This is a genomic window from Sulfitobacter rhodophyticola, assembly GCF_041281685.2.
Lineage (GTDB): Bacteria > Pseudomonadota > Alphaproteobacteria > Rhodobacterales > Rhodobacteraceae > Sulfitobacter.
Genome location: NZ_CP166251.2, coordinates 2,034,207 through 2,049,043, shown reverse-complemented (window position 1 = coordinate 2,049,043; position 14,837 = coordinate 2,034,207). Strand labels below are relative to the sequence as shown.

The following is a 14,837-nucleotide window of genomic DNA, read 5'->3' as shown; positions in this document are numbered from 1 at the left end:
CGGCAGCAGCCAGTCCCGTAGTATCGCTAGGCCGCGGACCGCCCCACCGCATAATTCGGGCTTTGCACCACGCCAGTGTCGAAAAGACGTGCGATCTCCGCATCGGTCATCCGGACAACATCGCCCAGGATTTCCTCGGTATGGGCACCCAGATCCGGGGCCTTCTGCGGGGATTTCCGTGCGTGGCGCGAGAATGACATCGGCGATCCGGGTACCGGAAAGGTGCCAAGACCCGGCTGGTGCAGCTGCTCGAACATGGGGTTGTCCGGGCTCAGGTCGGTATCTTCCGCAACTGCTTCCTTCACGCTGCGGAATTGCGACCATGTGACACCCGCCGCATCAAACTGCTGCGAAATCCGGGGGCCGGGGTGCTGCGCGAACCAAGGTTTGAGAATGTGGGTGATCTCTTGACGCAGCGCCCAACGCACGCCCTCATCCTTCAGGTCCTTGCCGGTCCGTGCCTCAAGTGCTGCCATCTGATCTGCCGTTTCGGTCACCTTTACCAACCCGGACCACTGCCGCGCCGTCAGCCCGATCACCATGATCCGCTTGCCATCGGCACAGACAAAATCCTGACCATACGCCCCGTAAAGCGCATTGCCCGCCTTGCCGCGCGGTGCATCATTGACCACCGCATCGCCGATCATGCCCAGATGCCCCAGCGTTGCCGCCGCCACATCCTTCAGCGACAATTCAACATCCTGCCCCTCGCCGGTGCGCAAGCGATGCCGCTCTGCCGCCAGCAGGGCGGAAACGACCATGTTACCGGCAACCAGATCCCAGGCCGGCAACGCATTCGCGACCGGCCCTTCATACTCTTCCGGCCCGGTCATATCGGGGATACCCAGCGCGGGGTTCACGGTGTAATCGACTTGCGGTCGGCCATGGCGGTCGCCCATCAGCGTGACCATGATCAGATCACGGCGATGCTGGCTCAGGGTCTCGTGGTCCATCCAGCCGCGCACCCGCAGATTGGTCAGGAACATGCCCGCGTCTTCGCCCGGTGCGGTGATGATCCGGGTGATCAACTCCTTGCCCTCGGGTGATTTCATATCGACCGCGATGGACCGCTTGCCCTTGTTCATGCCAGCCCAGAACAGGCTCTGTCCCGACGGCGCAACCGGCCAGCGCCCCGCGTCCAGCCCACCGCCAATGCGGTCAAACCGGATCACGTCCGCCCCCATCTGCGCCAGCGTCATACCCGCCAACGGCACCGCCACAAAGGCGGACCCTTCGACAATCCGCATACCCTTCAAGACATCAGTCATTGGTCAAATCTCCCACATCGCACTGGCCTGCATGCACTGATGCGCGCCGCCAGCAACGGTCGCCAAATCCCATTCCACATCGCTTTTCTTGGTCGCCACCGTGGTGATGACATCGGTCGCAAATGCCGGATGCACGCCGCGATAGGAAAACAACGTGGGCGCAAAACCGCGGTGGCGCGTCGCCATATCCATCAACAGGTTTGCCTGCAGCGGGCCATGCACCACCAGGTCAGGGTAATGTTCCACCTCGCGCGTGTAGGCGAGGTCATAGTGAATGCGGTGCGCGTTGAAGGTGATGGAGGAATATCGAAACAGCAGCGGATTGCTCATTTCGACGCTTTCACTCAGGTCGGGTACCTGCGGCGCGGCAATCGGCTTTGGCGCGCGATAAGCATCGGGGATCTGCATATAGACGATGTCCTGCCGCTCCCGCACGGCAAGGCCCTGTGCACCGCTGATCTCATGATCGAGGCTGACCAGCACCATTTCACCCGCCTTGCCGTTCTTTTCGGCAATATCGGCAATACGTGTGCGGCGACGCAAAGTCTCTCCAACATGCAAGGGCGCAAGAAACTCGAGACTGCCACCTGCCCACATGCGCCGGTTCAAGCGTACCGGCGGCATGAAATCACCAAGGCGCGGATGCCCGTCGGTCCCCAGCTCTTCCATCGGGACAGCAGGCGGGAAGGCGTACCAATGCCACAAGGCGGGCAATCGCTCCCCCCGTTTGGGTTCTGCCGTGCCGCGCGCACCCAACACAGCGTGCACCAGCTTTGACTTCTGCTGAGAGATTCCGCCATGTGTGATTTCGCTGCGATCTATCCACGCGCCCAGGTTGACTTGATCCATAGTACCTCCCGCAAATTCTTCCGGGAAACATGAAGCAGTTTTCAAAAAAATCAAACGTTTTTAATAGCTTAACGGTGGACTATGGTATACAATGGCGACAGGCTGCAAATGCAGCATCAGCCGCTCGCACTGATATTCCAGCATCTTTCGCAGCGCCTTTTGCAACTGCGGCATGAAGGGAGACACCAAAAAATATCTGGATCAAAAAGCCCGGGTCAGGTCGAAATCCGGGACAGCGCCTCGATGTCAGCGCCTGCAATCTCCGCCTCATGTGCTAGAATCATGTCGATCGGCCAATCCCACCACGCGATTTCAGACAAACGCACCACGCTTGGCGGATCAAACCGCGTCCGCACCACCTGCGCCGGATTTCCCGCCACGATCGAATAGGACGGGAAGCTGCCGCCGACCACCGCGCCCGCCCCGATAATCACGCCGTTTCCCAATTGTGCGCCGGGCAGGATCTTCGCCCCCTGCCCGATCCAGACATCATGCCCCACAACCGTGTCTGGACCCCGTTCCGGCATCGACGGCCTGCCTTCTCGCGCCCCGCCGAAGACTGCAAAGGGAAAGCTGGAAATCCCGTCATACCGATGGTTCGCAGATGCCGTGATAAACTGCACCCCATCGGCAATCTGGCAGAATTTCCCGATGATCAGCCGTTCCGGGCTGAAATCAAACAGATAAGGCGCAAGCCGCGCGGCCCAGTCCTCGGGCGGATCAAAGGCGCTCGCATAGGTATAGGCGCCAACCTCGATGCGTGGATGGTCAAGTGCAGCGCGCAAAAACACCGTTCCCGCATGTGCGCTACCATCGGGCAATCGCACGGGATGCAGGACGTCCGGGTTCGGGAATGGTGGGGGCGGCATGTCGCATATCCTCTGATCCCGGCACAATACGCACCGCGGGCAGGCAGGCAACACTTCCCGCAAACCTCCCGGCGTCGGCTTTCTTTGCCATAAGGCTTCACATAGCTTTAATCAAAAGCCGCGCATAAGATCGGCGAACGTCAGGCAGAGCAAATGCACACCGACAATATCCAGGCCCTCGGGATCACCCGGTGGTCATACCCCTGTGGTCAGGATGGGTTTCGCCGCGAAGGCGGGGACCTTGTCGCCCTGCGCGCCACGCTCTATGCACCCCACCGGCTGGAACATCGCATCTTCCTGCTGGAACATGTACTTCTGCCCTGCCTGCGCGCACAGACGGATCCGGATTTCACCCATCTGTTCGTGATGGGGGACGGCCTGCCTGATCCATGGCGCAGTCGCGTGCTGGCCTTGCTGGAAACCGTGCCACAGATCAGACCGGTCTTCTGGCCCGAAGGGCAGGATATGATGGAAGTCTGCCGAACCATCATACACGACCATATCGACCCGACCTGCACCGCCATCGCCCAATACCGGCTAGACGATGACGACGCGGTTGCCATCGAATTCATCCTTCGCACCCGCGCGGTCTTTGCCAAGATGCAATCCTTCTTCGATGAAAGCGGCAGGCTGGGCATCGATTTCTGCCGGGGTTTCATCATGCAAACCTCCGCAGCGGGGATTGAGATCAATCCGGTCTCCATGCGCTTCTGGGCACCGGGGCAGATGGTTTTCCTGCGCCCCGACACCAACCGGACCCTGTTTGATTTCAACCACCTGCAGATCTGGCACCATATGCCCGCGATGACATGGAACGAGGAACCGATGTTCATCCGCGGTGCCCATCACGACAACGACAGCCATCTGGCCAGCTTTGCAAGGCGCACCAAGTCCTTCAAGTTTCGCCACGCCCGACCCACGCGCTATTTCAAACGCCGCTTCGGATTTGACCTGCGCCTGATGCGCGCCTTATGGGCGGAACGGGCGGCTGTATTCCTTGATGGTTCCAAGGATGCGCCATCACAGAACGCATCCTGATCCCCTAGTCATCCAGATCCGGTTTGGCGGACGGCGTTTAGTCTTGCCGCACAAGCAGCGTTTCAATTTCCCGCTCAATCACACCATTGCGGATGCGCAGAAACCGCAGGTCCAGACCTTCCTCGACAAGGGTGCGATGGAATTCCTGCACTTCGTAGTTCCCCGTCTCGTTGATAAACAACGAGAAGACGGAAAAAGTGTCGCCTTCAAACCGCGCCCAGACAAACGGTTCCCCCTTCAGGGGATCAAGGGGTCTGGACTGCCCGAACAGGTTCTGTGCCATGGCCGATTGATAGATATGCGGGCGGTCGCTCGGGGTGAAGTTGATGGTATAGGCCTTCTCGGTCGTGCGCCCGTCGTCCTTGTAGGTGACCGACGTCCAGCTCAGCTGGAAACCGTTCTTGGTGTCCTTGATGGTCGTGCTCATGTCCCGGCGGCGCGTCTCGCCCTCATGCACGAACTGCGCTTCGCCCACATATGTGCCAACGAATCGATCTGCCTCGCTCGCCATCGCCATCGCAGGAAAGGCCAGAAATAACAGCAGTAGAACGAAGCGAATTGGGTTTAACGCATAAGCCATATCTCAAAGATAGTGCAGAAGAAGACAATTGTAAGCATCATGTCGCTGCCGCTGCCCGGAAAACCCCCACCCCGCCACGCGAAAGGCCGCAGCGGTGACGCTGCGGCCTTCTTTTTTCAGGTGCCTCAGGTGGGCCCCATAGTTCGCGGCAAGCGCAACCTTAGTCAGTGATCTTCGACACGCTTTGCAATGCGCGTCTCGGGATCACTCCGTGATCTTCGACACGACACCCGCACCAACAGTCCGGCCGCCTTCGCGGATCGCAAAGCGCAGGCCCTGTTCCATCGCGATGGGCGCGATCAGCTCAACGCCGAAAGACACGTTGTCGCCCGGCATCACCATCTCGGTGCCCTCGGCCAGCTGGACCGTGCCGGTCACGTCCGTCGTGCGGAAGTAGAACTGCGGACGGTAGTTGGCGAAGAACGGCGTGTGACGGCCACCCTCTTCCTTGGTCAGGATATACGCCTCGGCCTCGAACTTGGTGTGCGGTGTCACGGAGCCCGGCTTGCAAAGCACCTGCCCCCGCTCAACCCCTTCACGGTCGATACCGCGCAGCAGGGCGCCGATGTTGTCGCCCGCTTCACCACGGTCCAGCAGCTTGCGGAACATTTCCACGCCCGTGCAGGTGGTCTTGGCCGTGTCGCGGATGCCCACGATTTCGATCTCGTCGCCGACGTTGATCACGCCACGCTCCACACGACCGGTCACAACCGTACCACGGCCCGAGATGGAGAACACGTCTTCCACCGGCATCAGGAACGGCTGGTCCACGGCACGCGCAGGTGTTGGGATGTACTCATCCACAGCCGCCATCAATTCGCGGATCTTGTCTTCGCCGATCGCGTTGTCACGGCCTTCCATCGCCGCCAGTGCGGAACCTGCGATGATCGGAATGTCGTCGCCGGGATACTCGTAGGAGGACAGAAGCTCGCGGATTTCCATCTCGACTAGTTCCAGCAGTTCCTCGTCGTCGACCTGGTCCACCTTGTTCATGAACACGACCATGTAGGGGATGCCCACCTGGCGGCCCAGCAGGATGTGCTCGCGTGTCTGGGGCATCGGGCCGTCAGCCGCGTTCACCACCAGGATCGCGCCGTCCATCTGGGCGGCACCGGTGATCATGTTCTTGACGTAGTCGGCGTGGCCGGGGCAGTCGACGTGCGCATAGTGACGCGCGTCCGTCTCATACTCCACGTGCGCGGTGGAGATGGTGATGCCGCGGGCTTTTTCCTCAGGCGCGCCGTCGATCTGGTCGTACGCCTTGAAGTCACCGAAATACTTGGTGATCGCCGCCGTCAGCGTCGTCTTGCCGTGGTCAACGTGCCCAATCGTGCCGATGTTCACGTGCGGCTTGTTACGTTCAAACTTTTCCTTTGCCATGGTGGTAGCACCCTTTTTGATATTGAGGGGCCACGCCGGGCCCGGTCTGATATGGCGCGCGATGTATTTGGTCTGCGCAATAAAATCAAGCAGGTCTTGGCCCCTGCGCACCCGTCTCGGGTTATTGTGCCACTTCCGCCGCTTCGGTGGTGTCCGCCGCGACCTGTTCGGCTTCTGGCACACCGTTGAACCAACCTTCTTCGCGGTTCTTCTTGACCAGGAAATTCTCGATCTGCTTGGCGGCATTCTGGCTGAGGTTCTTCAATTGCTCCTCGGCGGACTTGGTATAGCCCGACCCGACAATCGGTCCCTGATCAAACGATTCCAGCACCGTGATCTGATGCGGCTCGGGTGTCAGCTTCTTCTGCTTTGCATCGTCCCAGACCGTCAGGTTGATGATCAGGATCGACTTGGGGGCCAGCACCAGCGGGATACCGGGCTGCGCCAGCACGTAACCCTCCACGCTCATCCCGAAGTGATAGTTGCGCGTGCCGCTGTAGCGTCCGAACCGTTCTTCGGTGGCATCCGCCAGCGACTTGGCAAGCACCTCCTTGCTGACCTCGCGGCTCAGCGGGCCTTTGACGGCCTTGGGGGCAACGGCAATGTTGTGCTGCAAGTTGAAATCACCCAGGGCGACCGGGGCCTTGTCCAGATCCCGCGCGCCATTGCACGCCGCCAGCATAACCACTGCCATCAATACTGCCACGATGCGCCCCATGACACGCTCCCTTTTCCCCGGTTGTCGTTGCCAAGGCGGATAGCGCAAGCCCCGACAAGGTGCAATCAAATGCCACGTTTGCAGGGCGCGGGGCATGCCCTACCTTTGTCCAATAAAACACGGAGCCATCATGCACACCGCCCGCCATCCTGTCCGTGTCCCGCTTGCGACCGAGAAATGGGGCATCCTCAAAAGCCTGCGGGAGGCGCGTCGTAACGTGCTCAGCATCATTCCCGAAATTGCCACGCAGAAACCCGTGGTTTCCGGCCGCACCGGCAAACGCTGGCACATGGTGATGGACCCCGCGACGATCCGCGAAATCCTGCTGGACCGGGTGGAGGATTACCCCAAATCCGTCGTGACCAAGAACCTGCTGAAACCGGCAATCGGCGATTCCCTCTTCATCGCGGAAGGCGCACACTGGCGCTGGCAGCGGCGCGCCGCCGCGCCCGTCTTTTCGCACCGCAACGTGATGAACCTGTCGCCCATCATGACCGCCGCCGCGGACCGCGCGGTAACGCGGGTGGCGCAGGCGGGCCCCCGCGCGGTCAACATGCTGGATGAAATGGTGCAAACCACCTTTGACGTGATCGGCGACGTAACCTTCTCCGGTGGCGGAACTTTCGACCGGGAAAGCGTACACAAAGCGATTGACCACTACATCGCCGAGGCGGGCAAGATCAGCCTTTTTGACGTGCTGGGGTTTCCCGACTGGGTGCCGCGCGCGGGCCGTGTGATGTCCGCCGCAGCGTTGGGCGACATGAAAAAGATGGCCGATCAGGCGATTGAGGCTCGCGCCGCACGGGAGCCACAAGGGGTGCCGGACCTGCTCGACCTGCTGCTTGACGGTCACGACCCCAAGACAAGGCGCAAGATGAACACCTCCGAATTGCGGGACAATCTGCTGACCTTCATCGTGGCCGGGCACGAAACCACCGCGCTGACGCTGGCATGGGCCATGTACCTTGTGGCCTTCGATCCGGACGTGCAGGACCGCGCCCGGGCAGAGGCGCAGCAGGTACTGCAAGGCCGCGCCTGCACCGGTGCGGACGTGGCCCGGCTCCCTTTCATCCGCCAGATCATCGACGAAGCCCTGCGCATGTATCCCGCCGCCGGTATCATTTCCCGCACCGCCCAGCGCAAAGACACCCTTTGCGGGACAGACATCCTGCCCGGCGACACGGTCATGATCCCGATCTATGCGCTGGGCCGACATGAGGCGCTGTGGGACGATCCCGATACCTTCCGCCCCGAACGCTTTGCCGACCGCAAGGCGATCGACCGCTATGCCTACCTGCCGTTCGGCGACGGGCCGCGCATCTGCATCGGCGCGTCATTTGCCCTGCAGGAAGCAGTGATCATTCTTGCGACGATGCTGTCACGCTTCAGGTTCACAGCCGTGAAAGGCAAGGAGCCACAGCCGGTGATGATCCTGACTTTGCGGCCCGAAGGCGGCGTCTGGCTGATGGCCGAACCGGCCTGAATCGGCGTTCAATCCGCCGCAGGCGGCAACAAATCCTCGCCTTGGCCACGCTCCGGCTGCAACGGCTTGGCCGATCCGCCGCAAATGCCCTGCAGCGCTTTCCAGTCCTCCGGCGACATCGACGCGGTATAGGTCGCCTCTTGATCCACCGCCGCTTGCGCCGCATCAATGCGACTGCCCAGCGACGGATGGCTCAGGAAATGGGCCTGCAAACCATTCCTGTCCCCATACCGGTTGCGCAAGGTTTCGAACATATCGCCCAGCGCGCCGGGATTGATCCCGGCATCCTCCAGCATCTCATGGGCAAATGCATCCGCCCCGGCCTCCGCCGCCTGCGAATACTGCGCCGATATCAATTGCTCGCTCAGCATCAGGACCACTGCGCCGCCCGCAAAATCACCCAACAACAGCCCCAGCACGCCAATCGACCCCGCAGAGCGCAGCGCGTTCCGCGTCGGATCGCGGCTGGCAACGTGGCCGATCTCATGGGCCAGCACTGCGGTCACACCATCCGGCCCTTCAGATGCACCGATCAACCCGTCGAACAGGACAACATATCCCCCCGGCAAGGCAAAGGCGTTGACCATCGGATGATCCAGCACCAGCACGCTGAGCCCGTCGGCGTATTTCGTCCCCTCGGTCAGCCGCGCGGTCAGCGCATCCAGTGCCACCCGCCCGTCCGGTGCTTCGCAGACAGGGATCTCGCCCAGGCCAGAACTGTCAAGTGCGGCGCGGATATGGCCCAGCGTCGCTTCGCCCAGCGCCCGTTCACCCCTCGGCGGGATGAACCCGGCAAGGTTGTCTGCTAGCAACGGCACCAGCACAAAGACCTGCACCACCACCGCCGCCACAGCGCCAAGGGCCCATGCCGCCAACCGGCCACGCCCCTTGGGCGGCGCACGGCGCGTCAGGCGCGGCAAGGCGCGCAGCAGCTTCGGTTCCTTCAGGATCAGCCGCGCCACCGGGTCACCGGTCCAGCGCAGGATCGCGTTCGTCTTGGCCGCGCTGTCAGGCAGACGGCGGATGTCCTTGACGGGCCAGCGTATGTCGCGACCGTCCGACAGCGCGATCACCAGTTCACCCCCCTCGATCCGGGGATCAACGGCAAAGGGCGCAGGTGTGTCGCCGTCAAAGTAATGCGCGCGGTCGGGCGTGGTCAGGCTCATATCGCAGCCCCCAGATCCAGCGCTTCGGCAAAGCCTTCGGCTTCGGCAAAGGCATCGCGTTCCCGCTGGCTGACCCGCGTCAGGCCGTTGGCGTTCGGCAGCGTCGTGGTCAAGGCCATGTGGCGCATCAGCGGGAAAGTCACAAACGTGTTGTGCAGCACACCCCACATCAGAAAGACGAACAGGTAAAGCACGCCCAGTATCCCGAAGGACAGCCAGCGCGGCAGATCCATTCCACCCATCTGAATGCCCAGATAGCTCTCCACGATCTGTGTCCCGAAAATGCCGAAGGCTGCAAGGATCAGCATAAGCACCCCGATGACAAGGGCCATGTAGGAAATGAAAATCCCAAGACTGTAGATCATCGCCACACGTGTGCCGCTCAACCCGGATGCAAAGGAAATTCCCGGCGCGGTCTTGTGGTTTGCCATGATCCGCTTGGTCACCCAGCGATAGTGGATCAGCCCGTATCCCACGACAGACAGCGAAAGCGTGAAAAGCCAAAGCCGCTCCGGCGCGTTCCATTCGTAAAAGAGCCGCCCGCCATCGACCATGAACTCCAGCGTGCGCCAGATTTCTCCGTCCTCCATGGCCCTCTCGGGCAGCACGGGGTCAAGAACCATGACCCACAGCAGCAAAAGCGCGGTCAGCAGGACGCCGCCCAGAAACGGCCATGCCGCGCGGTACAGCATCGTCCATGACCCGCCCTGAACCAACCGGGCGGAGCCGAAATAGGTGCGGTCAGTCTTGTATTTTTCCAGCAAAAACGTCATCCGCGGCCACAGAATGCCAAGGCTGATGACGGTCAGGAACCAATACCACAGCGCCCGGCCCGCATAGCCCCAGGCACCCTTTTCCAGACCGAAACGTACCGCGCGCCAGCGGGTGCGGCCCAGAACGTACCGTCGCGCGCGGTAGCGTGCGTAAAACCACAGGGGGATGACCCCTGCAAAGCTGGCCGCATAGCCAACCCAGGAGGAGCTGAACACAGAAAAGCTGACGAACATCAGCAACAGGTTCAGGATACCGATGTAAAAGGTCAGCACCACCACCGCGATGAAAAAACCCAGCAGCTTTTCGAACGGATCGCCGACATATTCCAGCGGGTGACCGCCCGGTCGCATCGCCGACCAGTACCAGCGGCGCAGGCGGGTCTTCATCCAGAAACGGTAGAACCCCAAGGTCAGAATGGTCAGGATGCCTGTGCGCAGCGCAAGCCCGAACAAGGCCCCCCTGCGCCCGACGAAATCCACTTTAAGCCCCTGATTACCCTCAATCTCCTGAGAAGTTGAAGAAGGGTTAATCTCTGTCCCCGCGGGGACAAAACCATTTTTTGGCGGGGCAGACCATGGTCCTGCGGGTGCTGTCATATCGCTCATCAGCAGCCGTCTGTCAGGTAAATGTGTTATCTCGAGGGAAACCGCGTGGCGCCATTCGGCCCGCGGTGGCGCGTTTACCCCTCCATTCGCCCAGATCACTTTCAGTCCGGGTGCGCCCGGCAGGATCAAGCCAGCTTAGCCCCTGTTCGGCAACATAGGTCGTCGCGTCAGACAACCCGCCGTCCTTGTATTTCTGCAACCGCACGCCCTTGCCGCGGCCCATCTCCGGCAGTTCCTCCAGCGGGAAAACCAGCACCTTGCGGTTCTCTCCGACGCAGGCAACCATGTCCCCATCGACCGGACGACAGACCAGCGCGCGGGTCTCGCCGCGCACATTCAGCACCTGCTTGCCGCTGCGGGTTTGTGCCACGACCTCATCCTCCGGCACGACAAACCCGTCGCCCGCGCTGGAAGCCACCAGCAACTTGCGCCCCGGCTTGTGAATGAACAGCGCCACGATCTGCGCCTCATTGGGCAGATCAACCATCAGACGCAGCGGCTCCCCCATACCGCGCCCACCCGGCAGGTTCACGGCAGACAATGTGTAAAATCGTCCGTTTGAGCCAAAGACCAGCAATCGGTCCGTCGTCTCCGCATGAAAGACAAAACGCGGCCCGTCGCCGTCCTTGAACTTCAACTCTCGCGTCAGATCAATGTGGCCCGTCATGGCCCTGATCCAGCCCATCTCCGAACAGACAACCGTGATCGGTTCGCGGTCGATCATCGCCTCAAGCGGCACGTCCTCGACCTCGCCCGCGATGGCGAAGGTCGTGCGCCGGGCACCGCCTTCGTAATCCTTGCCGAACTGTTTTTTGGTCGCGCGCAGCTGGTCGGTGATTGCCTGCCATTGCAGATCATCGCTTTCCAGCAGGTCTTCCAGACCGGCGCGTTCTTCCATCAACGCCGACTGCTCGCGCAGCAACTCCAGCTCTTCCAGACGCCGCAAGGACCGCAAACGCATGTTCAGGATCGCATCGACCTGCACATCGCTCAATTCCCCTTCGCCCTCCGGCGGCGACACATAATCCTTCTCGTCCATCGCACGGACGTGATCGCGGCTCCAATCCTCTCGCATCAGGGCGGCCTTGGGGTCGTCGTCATAGCGGATGATGTCGATTACACGATCAAGGTTCAGGAAGGCGACGATGAACCCTTCCAACACCTCCAGACGGTGATCGATCTTCTCCATCCGGTGCTGCGACCGGCGCTGCAGCACCTCGCGCCGATGATCAAGGAACGCGCGCAGCACCTCCTTCATCGAACAGACCTTCGGCGTCACCCCGTCGATCAACACGTTCATGTTGAGCGAGAACCGCACCTCAAGATCGGAGTTGCGATAGAGCATCCCCATCAGCACTTCGGGGTCCACGTTCTTGGAGCGCGGCTCAATGATCATCCGTATGTCGTCGGCGCTTTCGTCGCGCACATCGGCAAGGATCGGGACCTTCTTGGTCTGGATCAGTTCGGCGATCTTCTCGATCAGTTTGCCCTTCTGGACCTGATAGGGGATTTCCGTGACCACGATCTGCCACTGCCCGCGCCCCAGATCCTCCACTTCCCAGCGACACCGCAGGCGGAAACCGCCCTTGCCCGTGCGATAGGCGGTCGCGATGTTCTCCGGCGGCTCCACGATGATGCCGCCCGTGGGGAAATCGGGGCCGGGCACGAAATTCAAAAGCGTATCATCGCGGCAATCGGGGGTCTTGATCAGGTGGATACAGGCGTCACACAACTCTGCGATATTGTGCGGTGGTATATTCGTCGCCATGCCCACGGCGATCCCGGCGGCCCCGTTCGCCAGAAGATTCGGAAACTGCGCGGGCAGCACCGCCGGTTCGGTCAGACGGCCATCGTAGTTGGGACGGAAATCAACCGCGTTCTCGTCCATGCCCTGCAACATGGCTTCGGCCACGGCGGTCATGCGCGCTTCGGTATACCGGCTGGCGGCGGGGTTATCGCCGTCGATGTTGCCAAAGTTCCCCTGCCCGTCCACCAGCGGGTAGCGCACGTTGAAATCCTGCGCCAGACGCGCCATCGCATCGTAAATCGCGGCGTCCCCGTGGGGATGGAAATCCCCCATCGTATCGCCACTGATCTTGGCGGACTTCAAGAACCCCCCCGTCGCGGTCAACCGCAGCCGCGACATCGCGTAAAGGATACGGCGATGCACGGGCTTCAACCCGTCGCGCGCATCCGGCAGCGCCCGGTGCATGATCGTGGAAAGCGCATAGGTCAGATACCGCTCCCCAAGCGCGCGGCGCAGGGGTTCGGACGTGTCGTGCGGCTCTGTTTCCGGCGGATCGGTGATATCTGACATGGGTGTGTGTTTAGCGGGGCCGCAAGGGGGCGACAAGCAGCGCTTTGCATTCGGGTACAGGTAACTGCGGCCCATCCGCCACGGGGAGATGTTTTTGCCAATTCCCCTGCACCGACTCACTCTTTTGATGATATTCGAACCTTTGGGGGGAGTTTTGTGTTAAACTCCGTAAATGTCAGTTACCGGAGTTTTCCGATGAAAAAGTTTATACTGTTGACCTTCGGCTTTCTGGGATGGGCCTTTTATGAGATGAGCGGCGGCGCGGACTTCGTGCCTGCAAGCGCCCTCACGCCTTCCGTTGATGAAACCGTGTTGGCCGTCGTTTCGGCCGAGGAACCCGCAACACCGGCAGAGACAGAGGAAGAACCGATCGAGGACGTGAAGACATCCTTTGTCGATACCGATCCGCCGCTGTCCGAACCATCCAACGAAGTCACCCGTGTCGCGCTGAACCTGACCAGCCTTACGGAGGTCGTCGATCAGGCCGATGCAGTGACCGACACCGCCACCGCCACCGACACCGCCACCGAAGATGAAGACTTCGGCGTGCCGGTGAACCCCGGCTACAGCGTTTCATCGGCTGACACGCCCGCCATCATTCCCAGCCTGATCGTCGGCGCAGACGAGCCCGCTGAAGAAACTGTGACCCTTTCCGCGATCGAGGACGACATTCGCACCGTTTCAGGCAACCGCGTCAACGTGCGCGGCGGGCCGGGCACGGATTTCGGCATCGTCTCCCGTCTGGTGCGCGGTGATGCGGTTGAGGTGTTGCAGGACGACGGCAACGGCTGGGTGCGGATGCGCCCGGTTGATGGCGATGTCGAAGGCTGGATGGCAGATTTCTTGCTGACCAGCGGCTGAACCACGACCGCCCCATTGCAAAACGCAGCAATTGCCGCAATGAAGGCCTCCCTTGCCGGAGGCCTTTTTCATGTCCGACCCTGACACGCGCAAATCCATCCTGATCACCGGCTGTTCCAGCGGGATCGGCCTTGCCTGTGCGCATGGGATGCGGGCGCGGGGCTGGCGGGTGTTTGCGGCGTGCAAGCAGGCAAAGGACTGTGCCCGCCTGCAAGCCGAAGGGTTCGACGCGCCGCTGATCGACTACACCGATGACGCGACAATCCACGCGGGCCTGTCGGAGGTGCTGGCGGCAACCGGCGGCACGCTGGATGCGCTTTTCAACAATGGCGCCCACGGCCTGCCCGGCGCGGTCGAAGACCTGCCCACGGACGCCCTGCGCGCCGTTTTCGAAGCAAATTTCTTCGGATGGCACACGCTTACCCGCGCCGTGCTACCGGTGATGCGCCAGCAAGGGCATGGCCGCATCGTGCAATGCTCATCGGTGCTGGGTTTCATCACGTTGCCGTGGCGCGGGGCCTATAACGCCTCCAAGTTCGCGCTTGAAGGGCTGACCGATACGCTGCGGATAGAGATGCACGGGACAGGCGTGCAGATCTCGCTGATCGAACCGGGGCCGGTAACATCAAAAATCCGCGTCAATTCCATCTCGCATTTCGAACGCTGGATCGATTGGGAGGCGTCCGCGCGCGCAGATCAGTATCGATCCAGCCTATTGAAAAGACTGTATCATTCTGATGGGCCGGATCGCTTTGAACTGCCGCCTGACGCCGTGCTCAAACGCCTTGTTCACGCCTTGGAAGCGCCGCGCGCCAAACCGCGCTACTATGTCACCACACCAACCTATTTCGCCGGGGCGTTGCGCCGCGTGTTGCCCACGCGGGCGCTTGACTGGGTCATGCGTCGGTAATGGGGGTTGCTGGCGCGCC

General features: G+C 61.3%; 13 protein-coding genes. 4 read left to right on the top strand and 9 right to left on the bottom strand.

Going from position 1 to position 14,837, the window contains the following annotated elements:
• Nucleotides 1-26: 26 nt before the first annotated feature.
• From AB4X18_RS11145 to AB4X18_RS11135, 3 genes are all read right to left on the bottom strand, one after another.
• Nucleotides 27-1,268 carry a CoA transferase gene (locus AB4X18_RS11145; protein ID WP_432816598.1) on the bottom strand — a complete coding sequence of 414 codons (1,242 nt, stop codon included), beginning with the start codon at nucleotides 1,266-1,268 and terminating at the stop codon, nucleotides 27-29.
• A gap of 3 nt (nucleotides 1,269-1,271) precedes the next feature.
• Complete coding sequence (locus AB4X18_RS11140) at nucleotides 1,272-2,117, bottom strand: FAS1-like dehydratase domain-containing protein (protein ID WP_432816597.1); 846 nt, start codon at nucleotides 2,115-2,117, stop codon at nucleotides 1,272-1,274.
• Nucleotides 2,118-2,332: 215 nt separating this feature from the next.
• Entirely contained in the window at nucleotides 2,333-2,986 is a 654-nt protein-coding gene (locus AB4X18_RS11135) for a CatB-related O-acetyltransferase (RefSeq protein WP_370400147.1), read from the bottom strand.
• A gap of 153 nt (nucleotides 2,987-3,139) precedes the next feature.
• On the opposite strand from AB4X18_RS11135, the gene AB4X18_RS11130 reads away from it, so the two are divergent.
• Complete coding sequence (locus AB4X18_RS11130) at nucleotides 3,140-4,024, top strand: glycosyltransferase (protein ID WP_370400146.1); 885 nt, start codon at nucleotides 3,140-3,142, stop codon at nucleotides 4,022-4,024.
• Between the two features lie 37 nt (nucleotides 4,025-4,061).
• Here AB4X18_RS11130 and AB4X18_RS11125 read toward each other — a convergent pair whose 3' ends face one another.
• The 3 genes from AB4X18_RS11125 to AB4X18_RS11115 form a co-directional block, all read right to left on the bottom strand.
• On the bottom strand, nucleotides 4,062-4,541 hold the full coding sequence (locus AB4X18_RS11125) for a hypothetical protein (RefSeq protein ID WP_370400145.1): 480 nt from the start codon (nucleotides 4,539-4,541) through the stop codon (nucleotides 4,062-4,064).
• A 267-nt stretch (nucleotides 4,542-4,808) separates the two neighbouring features.
• Nucleotides 4,809-5,984, bottom strand: coding sequence for an elongation factor Tu (gene tuf, locus AB4X18_RS11120; protein ID WP_370400144.1), 1,176 nt, complete (start codon nucleotides 5,982-5,984; stop codon nucleotides 4,809-4,811).
• Between the two features lie 121 nt (nucleotides 5,985-6,105).
• Entirely contained in the window at nucleotides 6,106-6,702 is a 597-nt protein-coding gene (locus tag AB4X18_RS11115) for a hypothetical protein (protein WP_370400143.1), read from the bottom strand.
• Between the two features lie 130 nt (nucleotides 6,703-6,832).
• On the opposite strand from AB4X18_RS11115, the gene AB4X18_RS11110 reads away from it, so the two are divergent.
• Nucleotides 6,833-8,185, top strand: coding sequence for a cytochrome P450 (locus AB4X18_RS11110; protein WP_370400142.1), 1,353 nt, complete (start codon nucleotides 6,833-6,835; stop codon nucleotides 8,183-8,185).
• Nucleotides 8,186-8,193: 8 nt separating this feature from the next.
• Here AB4X18_RS11110 and AB4X18_RS11105 read toward each other — a convergent pair whose 3' ends face one another.
• From AB4X18_RS11105 to AB4X18_RS11095, 3 genes are all read right to left on the bottom strand, one after another.
• Nucleotides 8,194-9,351 carry a M48 family metallopeptidase gene (locus AB4X18_RS11105; RefSeq protein ID WP_370400141.1) on the bottom strand — a complete coding sequence of 386 codons (1,158 nt, stop codon included), beginning with the start codon at nucleotides 9,349-9,351 and terminating at the stop codon, nucleotides 8,194-8,196.
• A complete protein-coding gene (locus tag AB4X18_RS11100; protein ID WP_432816596.1) occupies nucleotides 9,348-10,604 on the bottom strand; it encodes a DUF898 family protein in 1,257 nt (418 codons plus the stop codon). The genes AB4X18_RS11105 and AB4X18_RS11100 overlap by 4 nt, the downstream gene beginning before the upstream one ends.
• Before the next feature lie 139 nt (nucleotides 10,605-10,743).
• On the bottom strand, nucleotides 10,744-13,047 hold the full coding sequence (locus AB4X18_RS11095; protein WP_432816595.1) for a DNA topoisomerase IV subunit A: 2,304 nt from the start codon (nucleotides 13,045-13,047) through the stop codon (nucleotides 10,744-10,746).
• 195 nt (nucleotides 13,048-13,242) lie between these two features.
• Between AB4X18_RS11095 and AB4X18_RS11090 the strand changes: the two genes are divergently transcribed.
• Together AB4X18_RS11090 and AB4X18_RS11085 are read left to right on the top strand one after the other, a co-directional pair.
• Nucleotides 13,243-13,908 carry an SH3 domain-containing protein gene (locus AB4X18_RS11090; RefSeq protein ID WP_370400139.1) on the top strand — a complete coding sequence of 222 codons (666 nt, stop codon included), beginning with the start codon at nucleotides 13,243-13,245 and terminating at the stop codon, nucleotides 13,906-13,908.
• Between the two features lie 70 nt (nucleotides 13,909-13,978).
• Nucleotides 13,979-14,818, top strand: a complete 840-nt coding sequence (locus AB4X18_RS11085) for an SDR family NAD(P)-dependent oxidoreductase (RefSeq protein WP_370400138.1) — start codon at nucleotides 13,979-13,981, stop codon at nucleotides 14,816-14,818.
• The last annotated feature ends 19 nt before the right edge of the window (nucleotides 14,819-14,837 follow it).

What these genes read in the sequence shown, in the direction of transcription:
- AB4X18_RS11145 (WP_432816598.1), bottom strand. Translation starts at nt 1,268, where the DNA reads ATGACTGATGTCTTGAAGGGTATGCGGATTGTCGAAGGGTCCGCCTTT.
- AB4X18_RS11140 (WP_432816597.1), bottom strand. Translation starts at nt 2,117, where the DNA reads ATGGATCAAGTCAACCTGGGCGCGTGGATAGATCGCAGCGAAATCACA.
- AB4X18_RS11135 (WP_370400147.1), bottom strand. Translation starts at nt 2,986, where the DNA reads ATGCCGCCCCCACCATTCCCGAACCCGGACGTCCTGCATCCCGTGCGA.
- AB4X18_RS11130 (WP_370400146.1), top strand. Translation starts at nt 3,140, where the DNA reads ATGCACACCGACAATATCCAGGCCCTCGGGATCACCCGGTGGTCATAC.
- AB4X18_RS11125 (WP_370400145.1), bottom strand. Translation starts at nt 4,541, where the DNA reads ATGGCGATGGCGAGCGAGGCAGATCGATTCGTTGGCACATATGTGGGC.
- tuf (WP_370400144.1), bottom strand. Translation starts at nt 5,984, where the DNA reads ATGGCAAAGGAAAAGTTTGAACGTAACAAGCCGCACGTGAACATCGGC.
- AB4X18_RS11115 (WP_370400143.1), bottom strand. Translation starts at nt 6,702, where the DNA reads ATGGGGCGCATCGTGGCAGTATTGATGGCAGTGGTTATGCTGGCGGCG.
- AB4X18_RS11110 (WP_370400142.1), top strand. Translation starts at nt 6,833, where the DNA reads ATGCACACCGCCCGCCATCCTGTCCGTGTCCCGCTTGCGACCGAGAAA.
- AB4X18_RS11105 (WP_370400141.1), bottom strand. Translation starts at nt 9,351, where the DNA reads ATGAGCCTGACCACGCCCGACCGCGCGCATTACTTTGACGGCGACACA.
- AB4X18_RS11095 (WP_432816595.1), bottom strand. Translation starts at nt 13,047, where the DNA reads ATGTCAGATATCACCGATCCGCCGGAAACAGAGCCGCACGACACGTCC.
- AB4X18_RS11090 (WP_370400139.1), top strand. Translation starts at nt 13,243, where the DNA reads ATGAAAAAGTTTATACTGTTGACCTTCGGCTTTCTGGGATGGGCCTTT.
- AB4X18_RS11085 (WP_370400138.1), top strand. Translation starts at nt 13,979, where the DNA reads ATGTCCGACCCTGACACGCGCAAATCCATCCTGATCACCGGCTGTTCC.